Consider the following 25,175-nt stretch of genomic DNA (forward strand, 5'->3'; position numbering starts at 1 on the left):
TCAGCCGACGCAGGTGGCCGTCACGCCCGGGCCGGTGCCGGTGCCCTGGAAGCCGAAGGTGGTCGACTGCCGGCCGAGGATCCGCCCGTTGTAGCTCAGGTTGGTGAACTGGACGTTTCCGCTGGTGCCGCTGGCCTGGGCGTTCCAGGTGCCGGTGACCGAGGTGCCGCTGGGCAGCGCGATGGTCACGGTCCAGCCGTTGATGTCCGACTTGCCGGCGGTGACCGTCACGTTCGCGGTGAAGCCCCCGGCCCACTGGTTGACCGCGACCGACGCGTAGCAGCCGTCACCGGCCGGCGGCGTGGTGTTCGGCGGCGTGGTCGGCGGGGTGGTCGTCGGCGGGGTCGTGGTCGGGGGCGTGGTGGTAGGCGGCGTGGTGGTAGGCGGCGTGGTGGTCGGCGGGGTGGTCGTCGGCGGCGTGGTGGTCGGCGGCGTGGTGTTCGGCGGGTTCGGCGCGCCGTTGGCCAGGCTGAAGGCCAGGTCGGGCTGGAACGAACCGGCCGTGTAGCGGCAGCCGTCCGCCTCACCCGGCGGCTTCACCCAGAGGTACGCGTCGATGTTGTTGTCGCCGGTGTTGGTAGTGGGGTACATCCCGATGCGCCGGTCGGTGTTGTCGTCGCCGCACCAGTCTCCGCTGGCGCCGCCGTTGCGGCTGGTGTCGATGACCTGGCGTTTGCCGGTGAGGCCCATGCCGTTCAGGGCGGAGATGACCGCTCGGCCGAAGTTCGCCTCGTTGGAGGTGGAGTTGTAGTTCGACACGTTGCTGAAGAAGCCGTCGGCGTACTGCACGCCGGCCGCCCGGAGTCGGTTGGCTGTCTCACCCGCGCTGTTCCAGGTGGAGTGGCCGGCGTCGAGGTACACCTTGGCGTTGGGGTTGGCCGCCTTGATGGTGCGGGTGGCTGTCGAGATCGCCTGGTTACGGGCGTTGATCTCGCTGCTGTTCAGGCAGGTCAGAAGGGCGAGCGAGTCGGTCTCCAGGATGATCAGGACGGTCTGGCTGCCCAGCCCTCTGGCGAAGTTGGACACCCAGGTCTGGTACTGGTTGAGGTCCGGTGCCCCACCGGCACTGGCCCCGCCGCAGTCCCGGTTGGTGATCTGGTAGACCGAGAGCACCGGGATCTGCTGGGCCGCGTTGGCGGCGCCGACGTACGCGGCGGCCTCGGACTGCGCGGTCGAGATGTTGAAGTTGGCGAACCAGCGGGCCTGCGGCTGGCTTGCGATCTTGTCGCGGATGACGGCGGCACGCGAGTCACCGGGGTTGGCGGCGACCCAGCGGACGACTGCCGAACTCGGGTCGCGGTAGAGCGACCCGGACACCGTGCCGGCGGAGGCGCTGCCGACGGTGAGGCAGACGCCGACGGTGGCGGCGCCCGCGACGGCCGCCACGCTGATGGCCGCCGATCTGCGGCGGAGCGAGGAGAGGATAGCCACGACGTGTTGCCTCCAGATCACATAGATGTATCCAAGTTCATGGGAGCGTTCCCATGGACGTTAGCGGAGGCGCGCACCGCTGCCAAGACGTGAACGCTCGTCGATGCGGCAGTTGCCCGCGTTTGGGGGTCAAGGTTCATGCCGCAGCCGCGGCTGCCGTCCCCGACGTGCAGGGGGTGGTCGGGTACCAGGTCCAGGCGGAGGCTATGTCCGGTCGAGTGCGACGGCGAGTCGGCGGACCGCTTCGTCCATCAGCCCCGCCGGGGCGGCGGCGTAGGTGAGGCGTAGGTGCGGTGCCGGAGCCTCGGCCGCGTACCAGGGTCGGCCGGGAAAGACGATGACGCCCTCGGCGGCACCGGCGGCGACCAGCGCAACATCGTCGGTGCCGTCGGGCAGCCGCACCCACAGGTGCAGCCCGCCGCGGGGAACGCCCTGCGGGGTCAGCGACGGCAGGTGCCGCGCGAGCGCGGACAGTAGCGCCTCACGTCGGGCGCGCAGCTCGTTTCGCAGCGTGCGGCGATGCCGGGCCCAGGCCGGCGCGGTGACGAACTCCAGCGTGGCCTGCTGAAGCGGACCGGCGACGAAGAAGTCGTCGAGCAGCCGGGCCGCCCGCAGTCGGGTGCCTGCCGGACCGCGCGCACCGATCGCGGCGACCCGCAGACCAGGTGCGGCCGACTTTGTCAGCGAGCGCAGGTAGATGACGTGCCCGTCCGGGTCGTCGGCGGCCAGTGGCGACGGTGGCTCCCCGTCGATGGCCAGGTCGCGGGCGTAGTCGTCCTCGATCAGGAACGCCCCGGCGTCGCGAACCGCGGCGGCGACCGCGGCTCGGCGCTGGACGGCGAGCGTCGCACCGTGCGGGTTGGCGAAGAGCGGCTGGCAGTAGAACAACCGGGCACCGGTACGGGCGAACGCGATGGCGAGCTGGTCGGGCCGTACGCCGTCGACGTCGGCGGGCACCGGCACCAGCCGCAGCCCCGCCGCGCGCGCGGCGGCCAGCGCGCCCAGATAGGTCGGGGACTCCACGAGCAGGGTGTCGCCGGGCGTGGTCAGCGCGCGCAGCGTCGAGGAGAGCGCGGCCTGCCCGCCGGGGCAGATCACCATGTCGTCGGGGCGTAGCCCGGCGCCGGCCTCGCGGGCGAACCAGGCGCGTAGGTCCGCGCGCCCCTCGGCCGGGCCGCGCTCCCAGGAGGACGGCTGCCGGGCCGCGCGGGCCAACGCCGCACCGAGCGGGCCGGCGGGCTGAAGGTCGGGCTCCAGATAACCCCCGGACAGCGGAATCGCACCTGCGGGCGGTAACGCCAGTAACGCCTGCATCTCCTCCTCGCCCGGCCGGCGGGGGCCGAGCGCCACCGTCTGCCACGACAGGTCGGGTGCGCTCCGCTGGGCCGGCCGACTGGCCACAAAGGTGCCCCGGCCCGATCGGGTCTCGATCAGGCCCTCGGTTACGAGCTGCCGGATCGCCGCCGCCACCGTCACCGGGGAGGCGTGGTGACGGGCAGTCAGCTCACGCACCGAGGGCAGCCGCGTGCCGGCTGCCGCGCCATCGAGCAGCCGCCGCAGCTCCCGCACCACAGGATCACCAGCGTTACTATTGCCCATGACAGCACAGAGTAGCGCTACTCGACCGGCGACGGTAACAGCGGGACGCGGCGCCGGCCTCGCCCTCGGCGCGCTGGGGGTGCTCGCCTTCAGCATGTCGCTGCCGGCCACCCGGGTCGCCGTGCAGGATCTCGACCCATGGTTCGTCGCCTTCGGCCGGGCGGTCGGCGCGGCGCTGCTGGCGTACCCGTATCTGCGGTTCACCGGTGCGCCGCGACCCACCCGCGGGCAGTGGCGGCGGCTCTCGATCGTCGCGTTCGGCGTCGTCGTCGGCTTCCCGCTGTTCACGTCGCTCGCGCTCACCACGCAGACCTCGGCGCACGGCGCGGTGGTCATCACCGTGCTGCCCGCCATGACTGCCGTCTTCGCGGTGCTGCGGTCGAACGAGCGCCCGGCACCGCTGTTCTGGATCGCCAGCGTCGCCGGGCTGCTGTCGGTGCTCACCTTCCTCGCCGCCAGCGGCGCGGTGCACGGCGCCCTGTCCCTGGCCGACCTGTTCCTGCTGGCGGCGGTCGTGCTCTGCGGCCTCGGGTACGCCGAGGGCGGGGTGCTCGCCCGCGAGCTCGGGGGCGCTCGGACGATCTGCTGGGCGTTGCTGCTCGCCCTGCCCGTCACAGTGCCGATCACGGCGGTGGCGGCCGCCGCCCGTCCCCCGCAGGCGGACGCCGTCGTCTGGTCGGCGTTCGGCTACCTCACCGTGATCTCGATGTACCTCGGCTTCTTCGCCTGGTACGCGGGTCTCGCCAGGGGCGGCATCGCCAAGGTCGGCCAGATCCAGCTCACCCAGCCGGTGCTGACCCTGATCTGGTCGGCGCTGCTGCTCGGCGAGACCGTCACACCCGCGTCGGTCGGGGCGGCGGTGGTGGTGCTGGCCTGCGTCGTACTGACCCAGCGCGCCCGGCCCAGCGCTCAGGCGACCGCACCTGCGTCGGCGACACAACCCGGTCGATGACCACGGGGTCCGGTTGACCGGGTTGTCGAGGTCGCCGGCGGCGGTGAGCGCTGGAGAGCGAAGCCTGAGCGCATCGTGAGCCGATGGCGGCAACTGCCGCCGGTGGATGTCACCTGCGGGCCCGGAGCCGATTTGGCTCCGGGCCCCCATCCCGCCCCGGGTCAGGGGCTCGTGCAGGTGACGTTGCTGGGTGCGGTGGCCCCGTTGCCGGTGGCCGTGAAGCCGAAGTTGGTCGAGGCGTTCGGGCCCACCGTGCCGTTGTACGGGGCGTTCCTGACGGTGACACTGCCGGTGGTGCCCGTGTTGACACCGCTCCACAGGCTGCTGATGGCCTGACCGCTGGCCAGGGTCAGGCCCACGGTCCAGCCGTTCAGGGCCGCCGTGGAGTTGTTGGCCACGGTCACCTCAGCCTGGAAGCCGCCGGGCCAGGTGTTCAGCGTCCGGTAGGTGGCGGTGCAGGTACCCGGTTCGCCGGTCGGCGGCGGAGTGGTCGGTGGATCGGTGGGCGGCGGGGTGGTGGGCGGCGGAGTGGTCGGTGGCGGGGTGGTCGGTGGCGGGGTGGTCGGCGGCGTGGTCGACTCGAACTGGCTGAAGAACCTCCAGATCTCGCCCGAGGTCCAGGTCCGCGAGTCGTTGGGGCTGCCCGACCCGTCGACCGGGCTGGGGGTGTGGTCCCCGTCGAACGCCGCCCACTGCACCGGGTAGCCGGCCCGGCAACCCGCGTAGGCGGTGGTGACGTGGGTGAGGCTGCCCCGGCTCGGCTCGCGCGGGCTCTGCGCGGTGCACCCGTTGTTCCGCACGAACGTGTCGCGCAACTGCCGACCCTGGGAGATGTTCAGCACGCTGTCGTAGATGCCGTGGATGCCGAAGTAGGCGACGGGCTGGGTGCCCCCGTTGCATCCGCTGAGGTTGGCGCCGGACAGCACGGTGACCGCGCGGATGATCGTGGGCCGGGCGCAGGCCACCGCGTAACTCATCGCCCCGCCGTAGCTCCAGCCCAGGGCGAAGCGCTGGGTGGTGTCCACGCACAGGTCGTTCTCGATCTGCCGGGAGATGTCGTCGAAGAGGGTCAGGTCCCGGCCGTTGGTGTTGGCCCAGCCGGCGTTGAGACCCTGCGGGGCGACGAAGATCGTGCTGTTGTTCGACAGCGGCTGGAGCCCGTAGTAGCCCGCCGAGGTGACGTTGTTGGCCGAGCCGTTCAACCAGTGGAAACCGAAGATCAGTCGGTAGGGGCGGTTCCGGTCGTACCCGTCCGGGATCCGCAGGTTGTACGTACGACTCTGTCCGCTGCTCTGAATCGTCCGCGTCCCACTGGCGAGGGTGGGGGCCTTACCGCAGCCGGCGGTCGCCGCGAGGGTGCCGTTGGTGGCGGCCACCGCCGTCGCACCGAGGCCGCCGCTCAACACGCCGCCGGTGGTGGCCGCGAGCAGAAGCGCCGCGGCCGCGATGGATGGGAGGAAGAATCTACGTCTCAGCATTGCTTGGGCTCCTTGCCGTTCGGCGGCCAACCGGGGTCGCCTGGCTTCGACGGGGGCCCGGACTGGTCACCGACCGGGAAGGCGGCGGAAGGGGAGGCCCCTCGGCGCGTCTTCGCCCGCTGGCTCGGGTGACCGGGAGCGTGCCCTTCACTCCCGAATGAAAGATAGCATGTTATCGATAACATGCTGATCCAGATCGACAGCCCGGCGGGGCGATCGTGCGCCGAGACAGCGACGCCCCGCAGGCGCTCATCGGCCTGCGGGGCGTCACTCGACAGCTAGCTGAAAAAGCGTGGGCCGATCAGTCCGACTTCACCACAACGAAGTACCAGACCTCGTCGGTGGTGCTGCCGTCGGCCTTACGGCCCTTGACGACCAGGTAGGTACCGGTGGCCTCGGTCGGGGTCCAGGTGATCGACGCGCGGCCCTCGGCGTTGGCCTCGACAGTCCCGGGGACGCCGCCGATGGTGTACTCGAATGACGTGATTCCGGCCGTCCCGCCGCTGAACTCGAACCGACCCTCGAGGCCCACTCCGCCGCCGGGAGTGCTCTGCGGATACTCCGCGGAGAAGACGTACGGCGCGGTGCCGACCTGGAACGGGTATTCGGTGATCGGCGAGAGCCGACCGTCCTCGGTACGGCCCTGCACGGTGAGCATGTTGAGCCCGTTCCGATCCGGCACGACCGTGACCACTGTGTTCCAGCTGTCCCCCATGGGCACTGTCAGTTCCGGGCCGTCGTTGAGCCGGTAGCGGTACTCCACCACCTCGGGAGTCCATGAGGTGCTGAAGCTGAAGTCACCAGGCACGCCGATGCCACCCCTCGGGCTCCAGTCGGAGAACTCGCTCCACACCGAGACCCGCGTGTCGCGGACCGGAACCGTCATCTCGCGCTCCGGCGACGTCGTTCCGTCCTGAGCGACACCGGTGACCCTGGCCGAGAACCAGCCACCACCGGACTGCGGTGTGAACGAGACGGTCGCCGTGCCATCCGGCCGCGCCGTGACGGTCTGATACTCGCTGAAGTCCAGCGAGTAGCGGAACTCCTTGGTGTCCGGCAGCACCGAGCGGAACGTCAGCGTCATCGGCTGACCGCCCGCACCGCCGTTCGCCGGGTCGGTGGTGACCACCGGCGCCTCGAACGGTTGCCAGGTGAAGGTCTTCTCGGGCGACCGGGTGCCATCGGCCAGCAGAGCCTGGACGATCAGCGTGTTGTCACCGATGTGCGTCGGCGTCACGGTGAACTCCGTGCTGCCTCCGCGGCCGTCGATCGCGACCTCCGGGCCGCCGTCGAACCGGTAGGCGAACCCGGTCACCTCCGGCAGCCGGCTGCTCACGTAGAACTCCACCGGCAGGCCGACGCCGTCGATCCGGTTCAGATGTTCAAGTGTCTGCGAGTACAGGTGCGGCACCGGGTCGATGACGTTGAACTGGTAAGAGGTCGCCGACGACTTGTCGCCGTTCGCCCGCACCGACCGCACGATCATGTCGTGCCAGCCTGCGGTCGCCGTCCACGGTACGACCGCGGTGTCATCCGCAGCCGCCTGGACGGTCTGCGTGACGTCGTCCAGGACGTACTCGTAGGCGACGACGTCACTGTTGCGCGGCGTGAACGTGAACGATCCGGTCTTGCCGGCGATCTGGTCGGTGTCGAAGTTGAACTCGGCCGACTCCACCCCGGGAGCGTCGGTGACATAGACCCGCAGGGTGTCCTGACCGATGAGCTTGTTCTTCACGTAGCTGCTGACGACAACCTCGACCTCGCCGGTCGCGGTGAACGTCAGCTGACCGGTGGCTCCGCCGTCGACGGCCGGCACCCGGGTTTCCGGCCCACCCTTGATCTGATAGCCGAAAGCGGTGGTCTCGGGCTTCCGCGCGGTGAAGGCGAGCGTGCTCGGAAGCCCGACCCCACCCAGTTCGATCTCTACGCTCGGCGCGGTCTCGGCGACGTTGAAGCGGTATCGCCTCTCCGGCCCCCGATTGCCCACGGCGTCGACCGAGCTGATGGTCAGCTCCTCGAACCAGTCCCGCTTCGGGGTGTATTCGAGGACCGCCGCGCCGCCCGGCTGCCGCGCCTTGACCTGCCCGGAGTAACCGCTCGAATCACGCCACACGAACCCAACCACGTCGAGGTCGCCGCTTGCGTCGAGGCGGAACTTTCCCTTGAGGCCGGTGCCCCCGCCGGTGGCGTCCTCGGGGTAGAGCTTCGAGGCCACGGCCGGCGGGTTCGCCGGTGCCGTCTTGTCCATGACGAGGTAGCAGACCTTGCTCCACGGGCCGGCGTCGTAGTAGTCACGGGCCTGTGCCTGCCAGGCGAGAAGCTCGCCGTCGGCGTACTGATTGAGGTCCGTGCCGTAGTTGTAGCTGGAGAATTCGCGGCGCTGGTCCGGGTGGTCGACCGGCCAGATCGCATAGAGGATCGACGGTGAATCTCCCTCGTCGGGGTCGTTCACGGTGGCCTTGAACAGGGTTGACGCCGCCGCCGGCGAAGGCTTGTCGACGGTGCCGCACGGCCGGGTCGGGCTCTCGAGGCGGGGTTCGGTCACGGTTGGCGGGTGGTTGGACGTGGAGCTCAGCGTCGGCTGCTGGAAGGTCCGGCCGGCCCGCGGGTCCGCCTCCTGCGCCGCCGTGATCCGGTATTCGATGGTGATCGACTTTTCGTGCCGGGCGAGCGCCGCGTTGAGCGTCGACACCATGTCGATGCCCAGGTAGCCGGGGCAGTAGTACGCACCTTTCCCGCGGTTGACGGAGATCAGCTTGTCGAGCTCGGCGGGCGGGTTGTTCCAGGTCGTGCCGGTCTTGACCGGGGAGGTCCGCCACAACTCGATGGTCGCGGCGGTGGAGCAGTCGGTGACGGTGTCCTCGTACGTGTACAGGTACGAGTTGTGCACCACAGTGCCCTTGAGCTGGGTCAGGTCGTAGGTGAAGTAGGAGCGGTAGGTGTGCGCCTTGTTCGCGTCGTCGAGCAGGGTGCCGACGGGCGGCGCGACCGCAGGGTTGACGAACTTTGTCTTGGGGCTCTGCGAATCGAGATAGGCCCAGCTCGACAGAGGTAGATTGACCGAGGTGGCGGCCAGGGCCGGCTGGCTGGTGGCCAGCACGACGGCGGCAACACCCACCACGGATGCCAGCATCGCTGATCCGATGCGCTTCATTTGGACGGATACCTCCACTTGACGGCGCCTTGATCGACTCCGTTACGCGTCATCGTAACGACGAGCGACATCGATTATTCGCCCGACGATCCAAAGTGGAGTTGATCGGCAATTCGTGCGCTATTGCCACCCGAGTCACGACCGCAACTCCCGTTCTGCCCATTTGGCAGCAATCCCGCTCGGATTGCCGTTACGAAAGAGCGGTGGTTCGTGCAGCAGGAAGTCACGGTGGCTGATGTTCCAGGCGTACGCCCCGGCCATGGCGAAGGCCAGCACGTCGCCAACGCCGATCGGCCCGGCGGTGGCCGAGAAGGACAGCACGTCCTTCGGGGTGCAGAGTTGCCCGACCACGGTGACCGGTCCGCCGTCGGTGCGGGGGCCGTCGCCGCCGCGTCGCCGGTGCACCGTGAAGGGCTGCGGGTGCCCCTTCGCCGCCGGGGTCCGCAGGTGATGCGTCCCGCCGGCCACCACCACGAACCACTCGCCGTAGGAGCGCTTCACGTCGATGACCTCGGTGAGGTACGCCGCGCAGTGGGCGGTGACCGACCGGCCCGGCTCGATCCGCAGCCGCACTCCCGGATACCTGTCCAGGACGTCCGTCAGCGCGCGACCATAGCCCGCCCAGTCGAATCGCGCGTCCGGGTCGGTGTAGTCGACGGCCATGCCTCCGCCCACGTCGACCTCGGCCGCACCGACCTCGGCCACCGCCCAGCCGACCACGGCGGCGGCGACCCGCGCGGCGAGCGGGGCGTCCAACCCGCTGGCCAGGTGGGCGTGGATTCCGCGTACGTCGATGCCGGCGGGTGGGCGGCGGGCGCATCCGATCGCGTCGGACGGGTCCATGCCGAACGGGCTGGGCCCACCGCCCATCACCAGGCTCGCGCCCGGCGCGTCGACCGGCAGGTTCACCCGCAGCAGCACCTGGGCCGACCGGCCCGCGGCGGTGGCCAGTGCGCCGAGGCGAACAAGCTCGGTGGGCGACTCGACGTGGATGCGGTGCACCCCGGCGGCGAGCGCGGCGGCGAGGTCCTGGTCGGTCTTGCCCGGCCCGGCGTACGCGGCCGGCGCCCGCCCCGGCAGCACCTCGGCCAGCCTCCGCAGCTCGCCCCGGCTCGCGGCCTCGAACCCGTCGACGACCGGGGCGAGGGTTCGCAGCACACCCGGGTCCGGGTTGGCCTTGACCGCGTAGAGCAGCTCGACCGGCCGGGGCAGCGCCGCCCGGATGGCACCGGCCTGTCGGGCCAGCGCGTCGAGGTCGTGGACGTAGATCGGTCGGGTCATCGTGGCCCACCCATCGGGTTCGGCACCGGCACGAACGGTGCGGCCCGGTCGGCGTCGCGCCGCCAACGGACCAGCAGGTTCGCCTTGGCCAGCAGCGGCTCCCCGTCCAGCAGCGTACGCAGCTCGACGGGATCACCGAGGTCGGCGGCGACCGCCTCGACGACGGCGCGCAGTTCCTGCCACAGCCGCCGTTCGATTCCCGGCCACGCGTCGGCGAGCGCCCCGCTGATCCCGCCGAGGTGGTTGACGAACAGGCAGTAGACGATCCGGCGGTGGGCGGCCCGGGGGCCGTAACGGACCTGCGCCGGGACGCCGTCCGGCCAGCTGCCCCACCGATCGGCGTCCAGCTTCACCCCCTCCAGGTCCCGCAGCAGCATGCGTACCGGGCGGCGATCCCGGTCGAGTACGACGACCACGTTCTGCAGGTGCGCCTCGTGCACCACGCCGTGGCGGAGCCAGCTGCGCAGCACCGCCGGCACCAGCAGGCCGACGTACCCGCGCCACCAGGCCACCGGATCCGGTGTCACCAGCGGCGCGGCGGCCAGCGCCGCCGCCAGCACCGGGGTGTCGCCGGGACGCAGGTGCGGGCGCAGACCACTGCGCAGGATCGTCCCGTACGCCTCGTCCGGGCCGGGGACGTCGACGGTGCGGTAGGCGGGCTCGGCGAGCAGACCCACCCCGTCCGGCAGCGGCACCCGGGCCAGCAGGTCGGTCAGCGCCACCGCGCCGGTGAGTTCGTAGCGGGCGTTCTTGCGCAGGCAGTTGGTGATCCGCACGTGCAGGCTGGTCTTCACGAACAGGTCGGCCTCGGGGGCGTAGAGGGTGCGGACGCTCGCCGTGGGTCGTACCGGCACACCGGCCGCTCCCAGGTCACGCAGCCGTGGGTGGGTGGGCGGAATCAGCGACAGCTGCCAGGGGTGCACCGGCAGGACGCGGTGCCCGCGCGGGGGTCGTGGCGGGTCGAGGGCGGCCAGCAGCGGATCGAACGGCCCGGCGTCGGCGATCAGATCGTCCGGTACGGCGAGCCAGTGCAGCCGGAACGCCGTACGCAGCTCCGGCGCGTACGCCCGCCAGCTGGCCGGGTCACCGCTGCGCCACTTCGGGGTGGGGTGGTGCGGGTGGCCGAAGACCAGTGACTGCTCGGAGTCGACGTACGCGTCGATGGCGGGCTCACCGGTGGGGGTCGGATCCTCGGCCGGTCGGTCGGCCAGCAGCCGGGCCACGGTGTCCCGGCTGGCCCGGACCTGCTCGACGAACTCGTCGTTCGCCAGGCCGGTACGGGTGGTCAGCTCCGCCGCGACCAGAGCGGCCAACCCGTCGGCGTCCAGGTCTTCCCACCGTCCGCCGCCGGTGCTGCGTTGGACCGGCCCGGTGTAGCGGTGCGCGCCGAGCGGCGAGGCTCGGGCGACCTCGCAGCGCACTGTGACGTCGAGGTGCCGCAGCAGCAGTCGGACGGCACCGTCGAGCACGGTCGGGGCGCCGTCCGGCGGGGCCAGCTCGCGCAGCAGGCAGCCGAAGACGGCGTGCGCGGCGGCCAGGTCGGCGAGCTGACCGGTGTCGGTGGCCGGACGGGAGCGCACCTGCGCGCTCGTCATCGTGTCTCCCGGAGGTAGTTCGGGCCGGTACGCAGGTAGTACTTGTTGATGTCGGCGCAGCCGAGTCGTTGTTTGGGCAGCAGGGTGCCGGCGGTGAGCATCGCCTTGATGGGCAGTTCGGTGGCGCGCAGCACCCGCTGGGTGAACGTTCGCACCGCCGGTCCGTCGCCCCACCGGTCGCGGGCGGCGACGAGCCGGGGCACCAGCGCCTCGGCGGGTGACGGCACGGGCAGCCCTCGGGCGGTCAGGGCGACCAGCGGCGCGGCCGCGGCCAGGTGCAGGGTGATGGTGATGAACACGTCGGCCAACTCCTGCGGGTCACCGGCCCACATCCGGTCGTCGTGCAGGGCGAGCCCGCTCGGGCCGTCGTGCCGCGCGTCCAGCCGGGCACCGTCGTTGTCCTTGTAGAGCAGGCCGACCGTGCCGTCCGGGTACACCAGCAGGTGGATGTTCTGCGGGTGCGCCTCCAGTGCGATCCCGTGCCGGAGCCAGAGGAAGACATGCCAGTCGAGCAGCAGGTCCAGGTAGGACTCCAGCAGCGCGACGGGCCGCCGTGGGCTGATCCGTTCGAGGACCGTGCCGGCCACCGGGTCGGCGGCGGCGAGGGCCGCGACCGGCACCACCTGGACGCCGGCCAGGTCACGCGGAAACCGGCGCAGCAGGAAGCCCCGTCGTTCGTCGCCGTCGACGTGCGCCCAGGTGCTCTCGTCGGCGTGCCGGATCCGGCCGGCGAAGCTGGGTTCGGCGGTGGCGATCCGGTCGAGCAGCGCGGCGACGGCAGCGCCGTCGGCGAGCGAGCCGGGTTGCAGCGTGCGTCGGTTGCGCGCGCCGAGACTCGCGGTCGGCAGCGGCAGTTTCAGATGCAGGTACGGGTCGTCGTCAAGCGCCACCGTCCGCATGGAGAGGGTGGGTCGCACCGGGGTCACCGGCAGGTCGACCACCGGGAGCGCGTCGCGGGCCACGGTGATCGGATGCGCCGGCAGCAGCAGGTGATCCGGCTGCGCCGCACGCGGCCACCACGGCGGGAGTTCGCCGGTGAGCCGGACGTCCTCGGCGGGAGCGGCGTACCAGCGCAGCGCGAAACGTGGGGCGTGCTCCGGGGCGTACCGGAGCAGTTCGTCATCGCGGAGGCCGTGCCGGCACCTGTCGGTGGGGTAGACGGGGTGGCCGTGGTGGGCGGCGAGCACGTCGTCCAGCAGCGCCGCCGGCAGGCCGGTCGGGGTGATCGCCCGTTCGGCGGCCACCTCGGTGAGCACCAGCTGCCGGTGCTGGGCGGCGAGCCGCCGGGCCCGCAGGTCGGCGCGACACTCGACGCCGAAGTCCCGCCAGCCGGCCTCGGCCTCGCCGTTGTCGCGCGGGGCGAGCAGCGTCAACAGCCCTTCGAGGGTCTCCGTACGCTGCGGGTCGCCGTCGCCGGCCACCAGCAGCACCATCGGCGCGGCGCTGCGCAGTGCCTGCTGGAACCCGTCCGCCCGGACCGGAATGCGCAGCAGGCCGAGCGGGTGCGGCGCCTCCCACCAGTCGGGGCCGTCGGCGCGGCCGGCGCTGAGCAGACCGAGGTGATCCTCGCGCAGCAGGGCGTCGAGCACCCGGGCGAAGACCTCCCGCTCGCAGTCGTCGCTCACTCGACGATGATCCATTCGAGGTCGCTGCGGAGGGCGGCCAGCGACTGCCGGACGGTGCGTTCGTCGGGGCCGATCCCGTGCAGCACGGCGAGGTAGTCGCGGTTCGTGCCGGTGTACTCGGCGGTACGGCCCACCTCGCGCAGCGGGCGGCAGCCCAGCCGGACGTCGCCGTGGACGGTGTCGAGTGGGCCCGGTGCGGCGACGAGACGGCCGGACCGGTTAGCGCAGACGTACTCGACCTGGGCGTAGCGGTCGACAGTGGTGGGCAGGCGGAGGGCGGCCAGCGGCTCGCCGAGGTGCAGCCGGATGACGTGCTCGAACAACGGCACACCGAGCAGTTCGGCGAGGATCAGGTCCATCCGGTCGCCGATGAGGCGGTAGTTCACCTCGATGAGCCGGACCCGGCCGTCGGAGAGGACGTACTCGGTGTGGCAGGCCCCGAAGCCGACCCCGAGCGCGTCGAGCCGCGCCCTCAGCTGGGTGCGCGCCTGCTCCGCCGGGGGCGACCAGGCGAGGCTCTCCTCGGTGAAGGTCGGCGGCGGGCCGAGGCCGGTACGCCACCCGCCGAGGGAGGCCAGCTCGGTGCCGTCGCCGAGAGTCTCGAAGGTCCGCAGCTCGCCGTCGAGGTACTCCTCGACCACCAGGGCCACCCCGGGCCGGCGGCCCCGGATATCGGCGACCCGGGCGACCAGCTCGGCGTGGTCGGCCACCAGGTACGCGTCCTCACTGGCCACCCCCTCGCGGGGTTTCACCACCGCCGGGAACATCGCGTTCGGCACCTCCGGCGCGGCGCCGGGGTCGACGGTGGCGGTGCGTACCAGATCGAGGCCCGCAGCGGCGATCGCCCGGCGGGCCGCGGCCTTGTCCTTGCAGAGACGGGCGGCGTCCGGGTCCTTGCCGGGCAGGCCGAGCTTTCGGGCGGCGATCGCGGTGGCCTCCTGGAGATGGTCGCTGTTGGACAGTAGCGCCACCGCTCGGGTGGGTGCCGTCGCCGCGACCACGGCGGCCGGGTCGCGCACCGCGCACCGCGCAACCCGCACCTCGGCCGGCCATTCGGTCGGGCGGTCGGTCAGCACGGTGGCCGACAGCCCGAGCGCCGCCGCCGCCGGAAGGAACCCGTCCAGGACGGCGTCGGTAGGGTTGAGCGCGGTCAGGTAGAGCCGCATACCGCCTCCGTCGACTGCCACGATGTTCCTATTAGGGAAGCCTACCCTAATTAGACGGATATGGTGCGGTCTGCCCGGCGCAGCAAGAGCGCGAAGGGCACCCTCCGGTGGCCGGCTGACCGGTGGTCACGCCACCGCCCTGGCGACGACGGTCAACCCCGTGGCGACCACTGTCGCGACGACGCCGACCAACCGCCGGGTGCGGACGCGAGGCCCGGGGCGCTCTGCTCGTCCATCCGTTCGCCAGTGCTCAACGGGCGGCCTGGAACGCGCGGCCGACCACTGTCGCCTCGGTCCCGTCGCTGAACAACCCGGACCGGTCCTTGTCCGTGGCGGGTAGCCCGAACCAGGCGTAGCGCTGGACGTAGGAGAGCTGGCCGAGCATGGTGGTGGCTGCCGTGAGGAAGGCCGCCTGCTGCTCCTGACTGGGAAACTGCGAACCGCCCGCGCCGAAGCGGATCAGCGCGAACTCGGTCAGCCAGATCGGCTTCCGGTACCGCTGGTAGACAGCCTGTAGGTACTGCCGGAGCTGGGCCACCGCGGTGGCGGTCGTGAAGTCCGCGCCGAACCAGTGCAACGTGATGAAGTCCACCCGGTGACCGCGGGCCTCGGCCCCGGTCATGAACCTGTCCAGCCAACCCTGCGGGTCCGGCCCGCCCCAGGCGACCGCTGGGCTGCCCAGCTTGCTGCCCGTCGCCATCAGCTGCGGCCACAGGTCCAGTGCCTGCTCGACGGTCATGTTCGCCTGCTCGGGCAGGTCCGGCTCGTTGAAGGTGAGCAGGTACGGCCCGGCGGCCTTGGCCCGAGCCAGCTCAGTGGCGGTGACGTTCTCCGCGCTGCGGATCATCGGTACGAACGTCGCGCCGCGCGGAGTGCTGATCCCCTGGTGCTGGGTGCCCCAGGTGTAGTACCAGCCGGCCCTGGAGTTCGCCAACGCCTGACTCGCCCCGGCGAAGTTCCACACCCCGACGCCCTTGCGGGCGGAGCTGGCCGCCGGCGCGACCGGAGCTTTCGACGAGGGCCGTGCGCTCGGCGATGGTGCGACGCTCGGGGTGGCGACGGCGGTGGGCGCCGCCGACGGCGGGGCCGCCCAGGAGGGTGCGGACGGATCGTCCGGCAGGATCACCACCGCCATGGTGATGGCCAGGACGGCGGCGGCCACACCGGCGGCGAGGGACGGCACGAGGCCACGGGGCCGGTTCACCGCGAGGTCGACGACGCTCGGACCGCCGCTCGCATCGGTGGGCACTCCGCCGGGTGGGGTCGGTCCGGTGGCGGGTCCGACCGAAGGGCTCGGTGGCGCGGCGGCCGCCGGGGCGGCCGCGCTCGGCAGGTGAGCGCCGAGACCCGCCGGCAGCGGCAGCAACGGCAGGCCGGCGAGCAGCCGGTCGATCGGCAGCAGCGTGCTGCCCAGCCGCGCACAGAAAGCGCAGTCGCGGACGTGTCGAGCCAGTCGCTTGCGCCACAGCGAGCTGGGCGTGCCGTCCCACTCGGCGGTCACCGCGCCCAGGTCCGGGCAGCCGGGACGGGCGCGGAGCGCGCGTACGACGCCACGGGCGCTCTGGATCTGCTCCTTCATCCGGTGGATCCGCACCGCGACGTGCCCGGGTGACAACCCGAGCGCGTCGGCGACCTCGTTGCGGGTGATCTCGCCGGTCTCCTCCAGCCACCACAGCGAGAGCAGTTCCTGGTCGTCCGGGTCGAGCCAGCGGGTCGCCTCGGCGACCTCGCGTCGCTGGTCGGTGAGGCCGAGCCGGAGGATCGTCATCCCCGCGAAGTCGGAGGCGGGGTCGGGCACGTTGTGGATCGCGTCGAGCCCGGCATCGCGGTTGAGCGCGATCCGTCGGCGCGTTTCCCAGTCGCGCACCTGGCGGATGGTGATCGCCACCAGCCAGGACCGGTAAGCCGCCGGGTCGTTGAGCGCGGGCAGGTACCGGATCACCCGTACCAACGTCTCCTGGACCACGTCGTCGACGTCGGCGTGCCCGCGCAGCGCACGCCCGACGATGTTGTAGACCAGCGGGAGCGAGGCCGCGACGACGTCGTCGAGAGCGCGTTGGTCGCCCTGCCGGGCCGCGACGACCAACCCGACATCGGGCAGTGCTCGACCGGCTGACGACATGGGTCTCACTCCTTGGGTGCTCATCCGCGCGGCGCCCACGCTGGGTGCGCTGACCGCCCTCAAGATCGGAGACTCGCGGCAGCGGGTGGGATTACAGAATTCCCGGGCGGCCGGTCCGCCACAAGCGACGTGGGTTCGGCAGCGGCGCATACGAAGTGGCGGCGCCGGGTATGGTGCGGGGTGTCGGTGTCGCCGGGCGCTCGCCCGTGCACAGGACATCTGCATTCGGGCGCCAGCATGTGCGCCGAAGCGTCACCAGGTCGCACGGCCGACGTTGCCGAGGCCCCAGACGCGCCCCTCTCGTAGAGACAGGATCCCTGCATGACATCGAACGACAGCGGTCGACCTGCCCTGTTCCTCGCCACCTCGACCGGTGACGGGCTGGACGGGCCGGCGGTGACCTTCGACAGCAGCGAGGAGGCCATGCGGCGACTGCGCCACCCGTTCGCGGTGAAGCCCGCCCAGCCGGCCCCGGCCGCCGTCGACGCCTCGGATCAGCGCGGCTGAGCTGGGGCGCGACCCCGTCCGCAGAGCGCCCAGACCTGCCCCGACTCATACTTTCGGCTAGTAAATAGTCCAACTTTCGGGTAGGGTCGGTTCATCAAGTGAACGACATGACGCGGTGGCCAGGCCCGTGATCGTGGCCTTGCGACAGCGCGCTCCTGCCCGCACGTGCGCTCCGGCGGCAGCCGGTTCGGAGATCCTTCCGGTCGATCCGATCGGCGGGCATGTGCGGGAGGGACCTCATGTCCACCATCGTCGAGAACGCCACAGACACCCGGATCAGCCAGCGCAGCTGCGACCAGAGCCCGGATGAACTCCTCGCCGCCCTGGCGGTGACCCCGGCGGACGACCCCCGCCGCCCAGCACTGCGGGACCGTGCCATCGAGGCGTGGCTGCCGCTCGCCCGGCACCTGGCGCGCCGCTACGGCGGACGCGGCGCACCCGACGACGACCTGGCCCAGACCGCCTCGGTGGGGCTCATCAAGGCCGTGGACAACTTCGACCACAGTCGGGGGATCGACTTCAGCGGGTACGCCATTCCCACCATCGTCGGCGAGATCAAGCGGTACTTCCGGGACCGCACCTGGGCGGTGCGGGTGCCCCGCCGTCTTCAGGAGCTGCGCCTGTCGATCAGCGCCGCGAACAGCGCACTGACCCAGACCCTCGGCCGCTCGCCGACCGTCGCCGACGTCGCGTCCTACCTCGACGTGACCGAGGAGACCGTGCTGGAAGGGCTGGAGGGTGCGCGGGCGTACCGGGCCACCTCGCTGTCCACCCCGATCGGGAGCGACGGCAACCGGGAGCTCGGCGACACCCTCGGCGACGACGACCACGAGATGGACCTCGTCGAGATCCGCGTCGCCCTCGGCCCGGCCCTCGCCACGCTGCCGGAGCGCGAGCGCCAGATCCTCAGCCTGCGCTTCCACGGCAACCTGACCCAGGCTCAGATCGCCGACCGGATCGGCGTCTCGCAGATGCACGTGTCCCGGCTGATCACCCGCTCGTTGGCCGCGCTGCGCCGCCAACTCACCGACGACATCGCAGCCTGAGCCCGTTTCAAAGTTGCACGATGTGGCCCACCCGTGGCGGCGTACGACCGGCGAGAACGTCGAGCCAGGCGTGTTGGAGTGCCGCCGGCCCAGCACCCACCCGAACGTCGAGCCACCCGCTCACGACGGGCACGAAGCGTTGCCAGGCCTCGGTGAACCGCTGATCGAGCCCGTCCCGGCCCCAGTCGTGGCTGCGCTTGCGCATCTGCACCGGCGCGAAGAACACCTCCTCGGCGGCGTCAGCGTTCGGCGTCTGGTTGGTGAGCCCGACCGCGATGTCCCGGACCAGCCGGTCCCCGAGACGCCGACGCAGGGCGGCCCGGGTCGAGGGCGCGCCGGACAGGTCGAGGTGGACGGTCGGGACCACGTCGAGGGCGTCGAGGGCGTCGTACGACACGACCTCGTCGTAGCAGCCGAGCGACCGGGTGAACGCCAGGTTGCCGGGTGAGGTGAGACCGACCAGGCGCGGCCCGCGCCGGTGCAGCTCGAACGCGGCGGCGTACGCGGTCTTGCTCGACGCCGACGACAGCAGCAGCGCCTCGGCACCGTAGAAGTCGTTGTCGACGACCTGGTCGGCCAGCATGAACGAGGTGAAGAAGAGCGGCCGGAACAGGATCAGCAGATCCTCCTGGTCGCGCTGGTACGCCGGGTCGCCGATGGTCGACCGGTACGCGTTGTACGGCGATGGCAGCTCGGCCCGGTGCGGGCTGGCCTCACGGAACCCGGACGCGTCCACCCGGTCCGGCCGTACCACGAGGTGACCGGCGGGCGGGAGGTAGCCGTAGATCCGTTGCCCCACCTCGACCCCCGCCGCCGCCGAGGCGACCACCTCGGCGAAGCCCCAGAGCGGCGGGAGGCCCCACTGCGACCCGAGCCCCTGGGCCGCCGGCGGAAAGAACTGCCAGTAGCGCATCGCGTCGCCGAGCACCGCGTAGGTGACGTTGTTGGCGGTGAGGCCGACGCGGTCCACGCGCAGCAGCGCCTCGCCGTGGGCGACGGCGGGAATGGGGCCATCGACGAGCGTGGTCTGCCCGAGGTCGTCACGCGCCACGGCGAAGGTCCATGAGTCAGCCATGAGGTGACGCTAGACAGCCCCGCAATCGGAGACAAGTGCACTGTGAGTGCAAAGTCCCACTGCGCGGTCAGGGTCGACGTTCGGCGAGGTCGTGGAGGTGCGCGAGCGGCAGGTGCGGTGGCCGCCACTCCACGAAGAGGGCTGTCGCGTCGTCCTCAAGCTGGTCGTCCTGGTAGCCGACGACCGCGCGGACCAGGCGACGCATCGTCTCCGGGCTGGGCATCCCGTCGTTGAGGGCGCGGTTGACGAAGTCGACGAGCCGGTCCAGCCCGAACTGCTCCCCCTCCGAGCTACGGGCGTCGGTGATGCCGTCGGTGTAGGCGAGGATGCGGTCGCCCGGGTGCAGATTCTCCACGTGCACCCGCGGTCGGCGAGGGGACAGGTGGCCCAGGCCGAACGGCAACACGGTCGGCCCGGGAAGCTCCCGAACGGCCTTGCCGTTACGCAGCAGCATCGCGCCGGGATGGCCCGCGTTGATCATGCTGAGTCGGCCGGTCCGGCGGTCCAGCTCGATAAGCAGCCCGGTCGCGAAGAAGTTCGGGTGCTCGGACCGCACCCACCGGTCGATGCTGATCGCCGTGTCGACCAGGTCGAGGCCACACCGACGGGCGTTGCGGTACGCGCTGACCACCAGTGAGGCCAGGGTGCTCGCCTTGATGCCGTGCCCACAGGTGTCGAAGAGCCCGACGCTGAGCACGTCGTCGTTCAACGCGTAGTCGAAGATGTCGCCGCCGACGTCGTAGCAGGGTTCGAGGATGGCGGTGACCACCAGGTCGTCGGTGGCGAAGGTCAGCGGTGGGAGCAGACCCCAGACGATCTCGGCCGCGACCTGCATCGGCATCCGCCGCCGCATCCGCTCGACCACGTCACCGTAGAGCCGGCGGTTGACCAGGATCTGGGCAACGTTGACCGCCACCTCCCAGGCCGGACCGTCCATCGTCTCGTCGGCGGCGGCCGGCGAGACGATCTCCAGTACGCCCATCCGCTCACACCCGAGCAGCAGGGGCACCCACACCCGGTCCGGATTCTCCGGCGCGCGCTGGATGTCGAGGGTGGTGAAGGCCCGGCCGGCGAGCGTCGTCTCGATCGGCAACTGGTCCCGGTCGAGACCCGCGCCGAGCAGCGGCACGAGGAGGGTCTGCGTGTAGTCGGCCAGATAGATCACGATCTCGCTGGCGTTGATGGCGGGCGCCGCACGGGCCACCAGCTGCGCCACCTCGTCCGGGCCACCCCGGGGCGCGTTGAGCTGCAACCAACGCACCACCTCGCCGACGTCGGCCACGCTCCACCTCCCCCCCTGTCCCTCCCCGATCACAGGAGCCTCCCCGATCGCGGGGGCACCTAGTGCGAGTGGTGAGGCTACCTCGCCCGGCACGCACCCGACGTCTACCGAGTCGCCTCCGTGCGACAGCGCGTAGTGATTATCAGGTTGCCGGCGACCGGTCCGAACAGCGCGGCCTCACGGAGATGACGCGTCGACGAGATCAGCCGGGTTGAGATTCAGGGTGGCGAGCAGCCCGGAGTGCTTGGCCGGGTCCACGCGCTCCGGCAGCTCGCGCTCGACCCAGTCGGCCCGGGCCTGCTGACCCCGCTCGCGTAGCGCGGCGACGATCCGGTCCCTGGCGATCCTCATCTGGTGCTCCCCTGGTTGAAATATTCAAAACGATCACTCGCACGGACAGTGGTGTGCACGTGCGGTCGGATCCGGCCCATCAACCGCTCCGACCGCGATGACGGGCGGAACCGAACGGCCGAGACGTGGTCGGCGATCGGCCGACACGACCAGCGAGTCGCGGCGATGGAGAAGATGAGCGTTAACGCCCCTGGCGGGCTGGTGGCGACGGCGTCTGGCGGCCACCGGGTGCCCCGGGCGACATGTTCACCGTACGCCCTCGCGGTGGCCCGCCGCACCAGCGCCCTGGGCGCGCGGGAGGTCAGGGCTCCAGCACCACCTTGCCGGCCCGGCTGCGAGCCTCGGCGAACACCAGCGCGGCGGAGACCTCGCCGAGCGTCAAGCCGTGGTTGTCACGGTGCGATGCGCAGCAGCCGGATAGCGCTGTCGTCGTAGTCGCTGAAGCGGTACCGGAGGCCGGCGAACGGGCTGCCCGGGAAGTCGCCGGTGATCGTCGCGGTCACGACGGTGCCGGCGGGAGTGTCCTCGACGTCGGTGATCTCGTACGACACCAGCGGCACGGCACGACGCCACTGGCGGATGGCCTCGATACCCCGATACTCGGTCGACTCGTCCTCGACCACGGCGTCCTCGGCGAAGAGGGCGAAGTAGTCCTCGGAGTCGGGCTGGCCGGCCAGCTCGAAGTAGCGACGAATGAGGGCCGGTGCGGCCTGGGCGGCGGTCATGGTTCGCGTCCCTTCTGCAGGTTGTCGACGATCGAGTCAGACGGTCGGGATGGTGCCGCCGTCGATGACGTGTTCGGCACCGACGATCGCCGAGGCACGGTCGGAGACCAGGAAGGCCACCAGGTCGGCAACCTCCTCCGGCCGCGCCGGGCGGCCGAGCGGGATCCCACCCAACGAGTCCATCAACTGCCCCAGGGCGGTGTCACGGTCGACACCACTTCCCACGGCGAGGCGATCGACGAGCGCGTCGGCGGCGGTGGTCTGGATGAAGCCGGGTGCCACGGTGTTCACCCGGATGCCGTACGGCGCGAGTTCGTTGGCCAGACCCTTGCTGTACGCGGTCAGCGCCGCCTTGGCCGCCGCGTACCCCAGGGTGGCCTGGTACATCGGCTTGCGCCGCTGAATCGAGGAGAGATGCACGATCGCGCCGGCGCGCTTTTCGATCATGGACGGAACGAGGCGGCGGTCCAGGCGTACCGCACCGAGGAGGTTGAGGTTCAACTCTTCCATCCAGGCCTGTTCGGTGAGCGCGGCGAAGCCACCGGCCGGAGCGTGCGACCCGCCGACGACGTGCGCGACGATGTCCGCGCCACCTTCGGCGAGCAGGCGCTCGGCCACCTTTTCCGCGCCGTCGACGCTCGACGTGTCGGCGGCGATGAACCGGTCGGCGAACTCGAACCCCTCCGGCTCGCTACGGGCGCTGACCCACACGTCAGCGCCGAGCTCGCGCAGCCGAGCGGCGATCGCCGCGCCAGCCCCCTTCGTGCCCCCGGTCACCAGGGCGCGCCGACCGTGCAGTGAGTCCCGCTGGAACATCTGAGTTACTCCTGTCTGGGCAGCCTGAAACAGACGCCACCGGGACGTCGTATAGTTACTGCTGAAGTAGCATTGACTAGCTTCGACACTAGCACCTACTCGGGAGAGGGCACAGCTGTGGCCGGGAAGATCCGTTTGGAGGACCGCGAGTGCCCGCTGTCCAGCGCGCTGGGCCATGTGGGCGAGTGGTGGACGCTGTTGATCCTGCACGACGCCTTCGACGGCTACACCCGCTTCGACCAGTTCCAGGCCAACCTGGGCGTCTCGTCCAGCATCCTGACCAGCCGACTCAAGACCCTCACCGGCCAGGGCCTGCTGGAACGTCGCCGTTACCAGACCAGGCCGGACCGCTACGAGTACGTCCTCACCGACCTCGGCCGCAGCCTGCGGCCCGTCGTCGTCGCCCTCGCCGCCTGGGGCAATTCACGCCTCGACCCGAGCGAGCGCAGCATGATCCTGGTCGACCGGGCCACCGGGAAGGAGGCCGACCCGGTGATCGTGGACCGCAGCACCGGCCGCCCGCTCGACGACGAGGACTTCGTGTTCGCCGCCGGCCCGGCCGCCAGCGAGACCATGCGCAAGCGCTACCAACACGTCCCCACCCAGGCGAGCCCGCAGCAGTCCTGACCGGCTCACTTCAGCGGGTAGAGGCGGGCAGGGTCGCCGGCTGTCCGGCACGTCGTGCTTCCTGGTGCTGATGTGGCCGGTTGCGGATGAGGGTGAGCGCGAGCACGGCGGTGACGAGGAAGACGAAGCCGTTGATCCGCAACCCGGTCTGGACACCGGAGGTCAGCGCCTCGGCGATCGCCGCCCGGACCGGGTCGGGCAGCGGTTGGGTCATCCGCCAGCCGGTGTCCAGCGGGCTGAGCGCCTAGGCACGTTCGTGGAAGAGGACCAGCAGGATCGCCACGTCGGTGAACCCGAACAGCGACACCGCGCCGACGACCATGACAGCGCTGAACGACGCGGACCGGAACAGCCGTACGTCGAGTATCGGCGCGGTGTTCCGCAGCTCGACCAGCACGAACGCGACAAGGGCGACGACCGCTACGACCCACGCCGTCGACACCACCGGGCTGGTGTAGCCGACCTTGCCGCCCTCGATCAGCGCGTAGACGGCGGCCGCGATCGCGACGGTGCCCAGTAGCAGGCCGGGCACGTCGAGTCGGGCGGCGCTCGGCCGGGACTCGGCCACCCCGACGACCGCCACGATGAGGGTGATCAGACCCAAGGCGATGGTCGACAGGTAGACGCTGTGCCACTGGTAGTGGCCCAGCAGGGTGCCCGCGATGAGCGGACCGATCGCCAACCCGATGCCGGACGCCGCCGACCACGCGGTGACGACCTCGGTCCGGGGGTGCGGACCGGTGAAGGTCGCGCCGAGGATCGCCAGGCTGGGCTGACTTGCGTATGTTGAAGTCAGAGTGACCCAGCGAGCGCCTGGCTAGCTTTAACGCAAGTCAGGTACGCTTGGCGGCATGAAGGACCTACGAGACGATCGCGATTCCTGGACGAGCGAGAACTGCTCAGTGGCCCGGGCGATGGACATCGTGGGCAGCCGGTCGACGGTCCTGATCATGCGCGAGGCCCTACTCGGCACGCGCCGCTTCGACGACTTCGTCCGCCGGGTCGGTATCGGCGAGCCCGCCATGGCCGCCCGACTCAAGGAGATGGTCGCCGCCGAACTGCTCGAACGAATCCCCTACCGGGAGCCGGGGCAGCGCACCCGCCACGAGTACCAACTCACCCGCAAGGGCAGCGAACTCCTGCCCGTCATCACCGCACTGCGCAACTGGGGCGACACCTGGGCCGCCACCGACACCGGCCCGTCCGTCGTCGCCACCCACCACGACTGCGGCGAGCCCATCCGCGCGGTGCTCCGCTGCGCCGCCGGTCACGAGATAGCGGACAGCGACATCGACATCACCGCCGGCCCGGGCCTCATCCGGCGCGACTGACACTCCGGGTCACGACCAGGCCGGCGCCGTGCGGCGCCCGGGTCGTGCGGTAATCCCGGTCCGGCCACGCTTGCTGGCCTCCCTCCTTCGCCGCACCGCCCAGGCCGTTTCACCGCGAACCCCGCCGCGCCGTCTCCCACCTCCCAGGTACGGCATCTCGGGGCCCTCAAAGCACGCCGCCTCGCGCCTTCCACATACGCCGCCTCGCGCCGCCCGCGCCGTCCGCGCCGCCCGCACCGCCCCGCACCGCCCCGCCTCGCGCCGCCTGGCACCGCCCCGCCTCGCGCCGCCCGCGCCGTCCCGCACCGCCCCGCCCGCGCCGTCCCGTGTCGCCTCGCGGGAGCGTTTGCCGCGAGGGCTACCCGAAGCCGCAGCGGCATGGCCGAGCGAGTGACAGCGTTCACCTACGGCCGCCCTCCGAAGCGGAACTGCCGGCGGGCTCGAGCCGCAGCACGGCTCGGCGGCCGCCCACCGACCACCGCTCACTCAATCGATCATGGTGACTGAAAAGTGTCGTACACCTGTCCTAGTGTCGGGTCATGGTCGAGGAGCTGGCGCAGGCAGACGACGCGGTCGCCGCGTGCGTCGACGCCGCCGCCTGGGCCCTTCCGGAGCACGACCTGATCGCCGCGCTCGACGCCGCGCACCGCTTGGAGCAACGGCTCGCCGCCGTCAAACTCGCTCTGGTCCGCGAGCTCGACAGCCGCGACACGCCCCGCGCGCAGGGCGCCTCCTGCACCGCGGTCTGGCTACGCGAACGACTCCAGCTCACCATCCCCGCCGCCCGCCGCCTCCTCGACCTCGCCACCACCCTCGACACCGGCAACCCCCGGGTACGACAAGCCCTAGCCGACGGGCACATCAGCCTCGACCAAGCCCGGGTCATCGCCGACACCATCACCACCGTGCACAGCTCAGCCGGAGCGGAAGCCGCCGACAAAGCCGTCGGCGTGCTCACCGACTGGGCCGGCCAGTTCGACCCCACCCACCTCCGCAAACTCGGCACCCGCAT

Annotated in this window: 22 protein-coding genes; 6 read left to right on the forward strand and 16 right to left on the reverse strand. The window is 71.2% G+C overall.

The genetic code is table 11. The features are described 5' to 3' along the window. Together ABZU52_RS07320 and ABZU52_RS07325 are read right to left on the reverse strand one after the other, a co-directional pair. The gene (locus ABZU52_RS07320; RefSeq protein WP_354970203.1) at positions 1–1,431 is read right to left on the reverse strand and encodes a glycoside hydrolase family 6 protein; all 1,431 of its coding nucleotides are present in this window, start codon (positions 1,429–1,431) and stop codon (positions 1–3) included. 204 nt (positions 1,432–1,635) lie between these two features. Further along, positions 1,636–3,030, reverse strand: a complete 1,395-nt coding sequence (locus tag ABZU52_RS07325; protein ID WP_354970204.1) for a PLP-dependent aminotransferase family protein — start codon at positions 3,028–3,030, stop codon at positions 1,636–1,638. On the opposite strand from ABZU52_RS07325, the gene ABZU52_RS07330 reads away from it, so the two are divergent. Beyond that, positions 3,029–3,982 (forward strand): DMT family transporter, encoded by a 954-nt coding sequence (locus tag ABZU52_RS07330; RefSeq protein WP_354970205.1) that lies wholly within the window; start codon positions 3,029–3,031, stop codon positions 3,980–3,982. The genes ABZU52_RS07325 and ABZU52_RS07330 overlap by 2 nt on opposite strands. Positions 3,983–4,143: 161 nt before the next feature. On the opposite strand, the gene ABZU52_RS07335 is transcribed toward ABZU52_RS07330, so the two are convergent. The 7 genes from ABZU52_RS07335 to ABZU52_RS07365 all read right to left on the reverse strand — a co-directional run bounded on the left by ABZU52_RS07335 (position 4,144) and on the right by ABZU52_RS07365 (position 16,403). Further along, positions 4,144–5,460, reverse strand: a complete 1,317-nt coding sequence (locus ABZU52_RS07335; protein WP_354970206.1) for a cellulose binding domain-containing protein — start codon at positions 5,458–5,460, stop codon at positions 4,144–4,146. A 301-nt stretch (positions 5,461–5,761) separates the two neighbouring features. Continuing rightward, the gene (locus ABZU52_RS07340) at positions 5,762–8,593 is read right to left on the reverse strand and encodes a hypothetical protein (protein WP_354970207.1); all 2,832 of its coding nucleotides are present in this window, start codon (positions 8,591–8,593) and stop codon (positions 5,762–5,764) included. A 156-nt stretch (positions 8,594–8,749) separates the two neighbouring features. Further along, positions 8,750–9,895 (reverse strand): alanine racemase, encoded by a 1,146-nt coding sequence (locus ABZU52_RS07345; RefSeq protein ID WP_354970208.1) that lies wholly within the window; start codon positions 9,893–9,895, stop codon positions 8,750–8,752. After that, complete coding sequence (locus tag ABZU52_RS07350) at positions 9,892–11,490, reverse strand: IucA/IucC family protein (RefSeq protein ID WP_354970209.1); 1,599 nt, start codon at positions 11,488–11,490, stop codon at positions 9,892–9,894. Before ABZU52_RS07350 ends, ABZU52_RS07345 begins: the two co-directional genes overlap by 4 nt. Continuing rightward, positions 11,487–13,115, reverse strand: coding sequence for an IucA/IucC family protein (locus ABZU52_RS07355; protein WP_354970210.1), 1,629 nt, complete (start codon positions 13,113–13,115; stop codon positions 11,487–11,489). Before ABZU52_RS07355 ends, ABZU52_RS07350 begins: the two co-directional genes overlap by 4 nt. Then, positions 13,112–14,281, reverse strand: a complete 1,170-nt coding sequence (locus tag ABZU52_RS07360; RefSeq protein ID WP_354970230.1) for a siderophore biosynthesis protein — start codon at positions 14,279–14,281, stop codon at positions 13,112–13,114. Before ABZU52_RS07360 ends, ABZU52_RS07355 begins: the two co-directional genes overlap by 4 nt. 250 nt (positions 14,282–14,531) lie before the next feature. Further along, positions 14,532–16,403: a sigma-70 family RNA polymerase sigma factor gene (locus ABZU52_RS07365; protein WP_354970211.1), complete on the reverse strand. Its 1,872-nt coding sequence runs from the start codon at positions 16,401–16,403 to the stop codon at positions 14,532–14,534. A gap of 321 nt (positions 16,404–16,724) precedes the next feature. On the opposite strand from ABZU52_RS07365, the gene ABZU52_RS07370 reads away from it, so the two are divergent. Further along, entirely contained in the window at positions 16,725–16,910 is a 186-nt protein-coding gene (locus tag ABZU52_RS07370) for a hypothetical protein (protein WP_354970212.1), read from the forward strand. Between the two features lie 239 nt (positions 16,911–17,149). Next, positions 17,150–17,956: a SigB/SigF/SigG family RNA polymerase sigma factor gene (locus tag ABZU52_RS07375; protein WP_354970213.1), complete on the forward strand. Its 807-nt coding sequence runs from the start codon at positions 17,150–17,152 to the stop codon at positions 17,954–17,956. Between the two features lie 7 nt (positions 17,957–17,963). Here the strand turns inward: ABZU52_RS07375 and ABZU52_RS07380 are convergent, their stop codons facing one another. From ABZU52_RS07380 to ABZU52_RS07400, 5 genes are all read right to left on the reverse strand, one after another. After that, complete coding sequence (locus ABZU52_RS07380; protein ID WP_354970214.1) at positions 17,964–19,031, reverse strand: DUF2855 family protein; 1,068 nt, start codon at positions 19,029–19,031, stop codon at positions 17,964–17,966. Positions 19,032–19,098: 67 nt separating this feature from the next. After that, positions 19,099–20,313 (reverse strand): PP2C family protein-serine/threonine phosphatase, encoded by a 1,215-nt coding sequence (locus ABZU52_RS07385; protein WP_354970215.1) that lies wholly within the window; start codon positions 20,311–20,313, stop codon positions 19,099–19,101. A 177-nt stretch (positions 20,314–20,490) separates the two neighbouring features. Beyond that, positions 20,491–20,664: a hypothetical protein gene (locus ABZU52_RS07390; RefSeq protein ID WP_354970216.1), complete on the reverse strand. Its 174-nt coding sequence runs from the start codon at positions 20,662–20,664 to the stop codon at positions 20,491–20,493. Between the two features lie 392 nt (positions 20,665–21,056). Then, positions 21,057–21,389 (reverse strand): nuclear transport factor 2 family protein, encoded by a 333-nt coding sequence (locus ABZU52_RS07395; RefSeq protein ID WP_354970217.1) that lies wholly within the window; start codon positions 21,387–21,389, stop codon positions 21,057–21,059. Between the two features lie 36 nt (positions 21,390–21,425). Next, positions 21,426–22,205 (reverse strand): SDR family oxidoreductase, encoded by a 780-nt coding sequence (locus tag ABZU52_RS07400; RefSeq protein ID WP_354970218.1) that lies wholly within the window; start codon positions 22,203–22,205, stop codon positions 21,426–21,428. Between the two features lie 117 nt (positions 22,206–22,322). On the opposite strand from ABZU52_RS07400, the gene ABZU52_RS07405 reads away from it, so the two are divergent. Further along, entirely contained in the window at positions 22,323–22,832 is a 510-nt protein-coding gene (locus ABZU52_RS07405; RefSeq protein WP_354970219.1) for a helix-turn-helix domain-containing protein, read from the forward strand. Between the two features lie 10 nt (positions 22,833–22,842). Here the strand turns inward: ABZU52_RS07405 and ABZU52_RS07410 are convergent, their stop codons facing one another. Further along, positions 22,843–23,046: a hypothetical protein gene (locus ABZU52_RS07410; protein ID WP_354970220.1), complete on the reverse strand. Its 204-nt coding sequence runs from the start codon at positions 23,044–23,046 to the stop codon at positions 22,843–22,845. 30 nt (positions 23,047–23,076) lie between these two features. Further along, positions 23,077–23,514 (reverse strand): hypothetical protein, encoded by a 438-nt coding sequence (locus tag ABZU52_RS07415; protein ID WP_354970221.1) that lies wholly within the window; start codon positions 23,512–23,514, stop codon positions 23,077–23,079. 169 nt (positions 23,515–23,683) lie between these two features. On the opposite strand from ABZU52_RS07415, the gene ABZU52_RS07420 reads away from it, so the two are divergent. Beyond that, positions 23,684–24,163 (forward strand): helix-turn-helix domain-containing protein, encoded by a 480-nt coding sequence (locus ABZU52_RS07420; RefSeq protein WP_354970222.1) that lies wholly within the window; start codon positions 23,684–23,686, stop codon positions 24,161–24,163. Positions 24,164–24,702: 539 nt separating this feature from the next. Next, a partial coding sequence (locus tag ABZU52_RS07425; RefSeq protein ID WP_354970223.1) for a DUF222 domain-containing protein occupies positions 24,703–25,175 on the forward strand: 473 nt, incomplete at its 3' end.

Source organism: Micromonospora sp. NPDC005220, assembly GCF_040607895.1.
Classification (GTDB): Bacteria; Actinomycetota; Actinomycetes; order Mycobacteriales; family Micromonosporaceae; genus Micromonospora.

What these genes read in the sequence shown, in the direction of transcription:
- ABZU52_RS07390 (WP_354970216.1), bottom strand. Translation starts at nt 20,664, where the DNA reads ATGAGGATCGCCAGGGACCGGATCGTCGCCGCGCTACGCGAGCGGGGT.
- ABZU52_RS07420 (WP_354970222.1), top strand. Translation starts at nt 23,684, where the DNA reads ATGAAGGACCTACGAGACGATCGCGATTCCTGGACGAGCGAGAACTGC.
- ABZU52_RS07400 (WP_354970218.1), bottom strand. Translation starts at nt 22,205, where the DNA reads ATGTTCCAGCGGGACTCACTGCACGGTCGGCGCGCCCTGGTGACCGGG.
- ABZU52_RS07350 (WP_354970209.1), bottom strand. Translation starts at nt 11,490, where the DNA reads ATGACGAGCGCGCAGGTGCGCTCCCGTCCGGCCACCGACACCGGTCAG.
- ABZU52_RS07370 (WP_354970212.1), top strand. Translation starts at nt 16,725, where the DNA reads ATGACATCGAACGACAGCGGTCGACCTGCCCTGTTCCTCGCCACCTCG.
- ABZU52_RS07360 (WP_354970230.1), bottom strand. Translation starts at nt 14,281, where the DNA reads ATGCGGCTCTACCTGACCGCGCTCAACCCTACCGACGCCGTCCTGGAC.
- ABZU52_RS07365 (WP_354970211.1), bottom strand. Translation starts at nt 16,403, where the DNA reads ATGTCGTCAGCCGGTCGAGCACTGCCCGATGTCGGGTTGGTCGTCGCG.
- ABZU52_RS07325 (WP_354970204.1), bottom strand. Translation starts at nt 3,030, where the DNA reads ATGGGCAATAGTAACGCTGGTGATCCTGTGGTGCGGGAGCTGCGGCGG.
- ABZU52_RS07345 (WP_354970208.1), bottom strand. Translation starts at nt 9,895, where the DNA reads ATGACCCGACCGATCTACGTCCACGACCTCGACGCGCTGGCCCGACAG.
- ABZU52_RS07395 (WP_354970217.1), bottom strand. Translation starts at nt 21,389, where the DNA reads ATGACCGCCGCCCAGGCCGCACCGGCCCTCATTCGTCGCTACTTCGAG.
- ABZU52_RS07375 (WP_354970213.1), top strand. Translation starts at nt 17,150, where the DNA reads ATGTCCACCATCGTCGAGAACGCCACAGACACCCGGATCAGCCAGCGC.
- ABZU52_RS07340 (WP_354970207.1), bottom strand. Translation starts at nt 8,593, where the DNA reads ATGCTGGCATCCGTGGTGGGTGTTGCCGCCGTCGTGCTGGCCACCAGC.
- ABZU52_RS07380 (WP_354970214.1), bottom strand. Translation starts at nt 19,031, where the DNA reads ATGGCTGACTCATGGACCTTCGCCGTGGCGCGTGACGACCTCGGGCAG.
- ABZU52_RS07410 (WP_354970220.1), bottom strand. Translation starts at nt 23,046, where the DNA reads ATGACCCAACCGCTGCCCGACCCGGTCCGGGCGGCGATCGCCGAGGCG.
- ABZU52_RS07335 (WP_354970206.1), bottom strand. Translation starts at nt 5,460, where the DNA reads ATGCTGAGACGTAGATTCTTCCTCCCATCCATCGCGGCCGCGGCGCTT.
- ABZU52_RS07330 (WP_354970205.1), top strand. Translation starts at nt 3,029, where the DNA reads ATGACAGCACAGAGTAGCGCTACTCGACCGGCGACGGTAACAGCGGGA.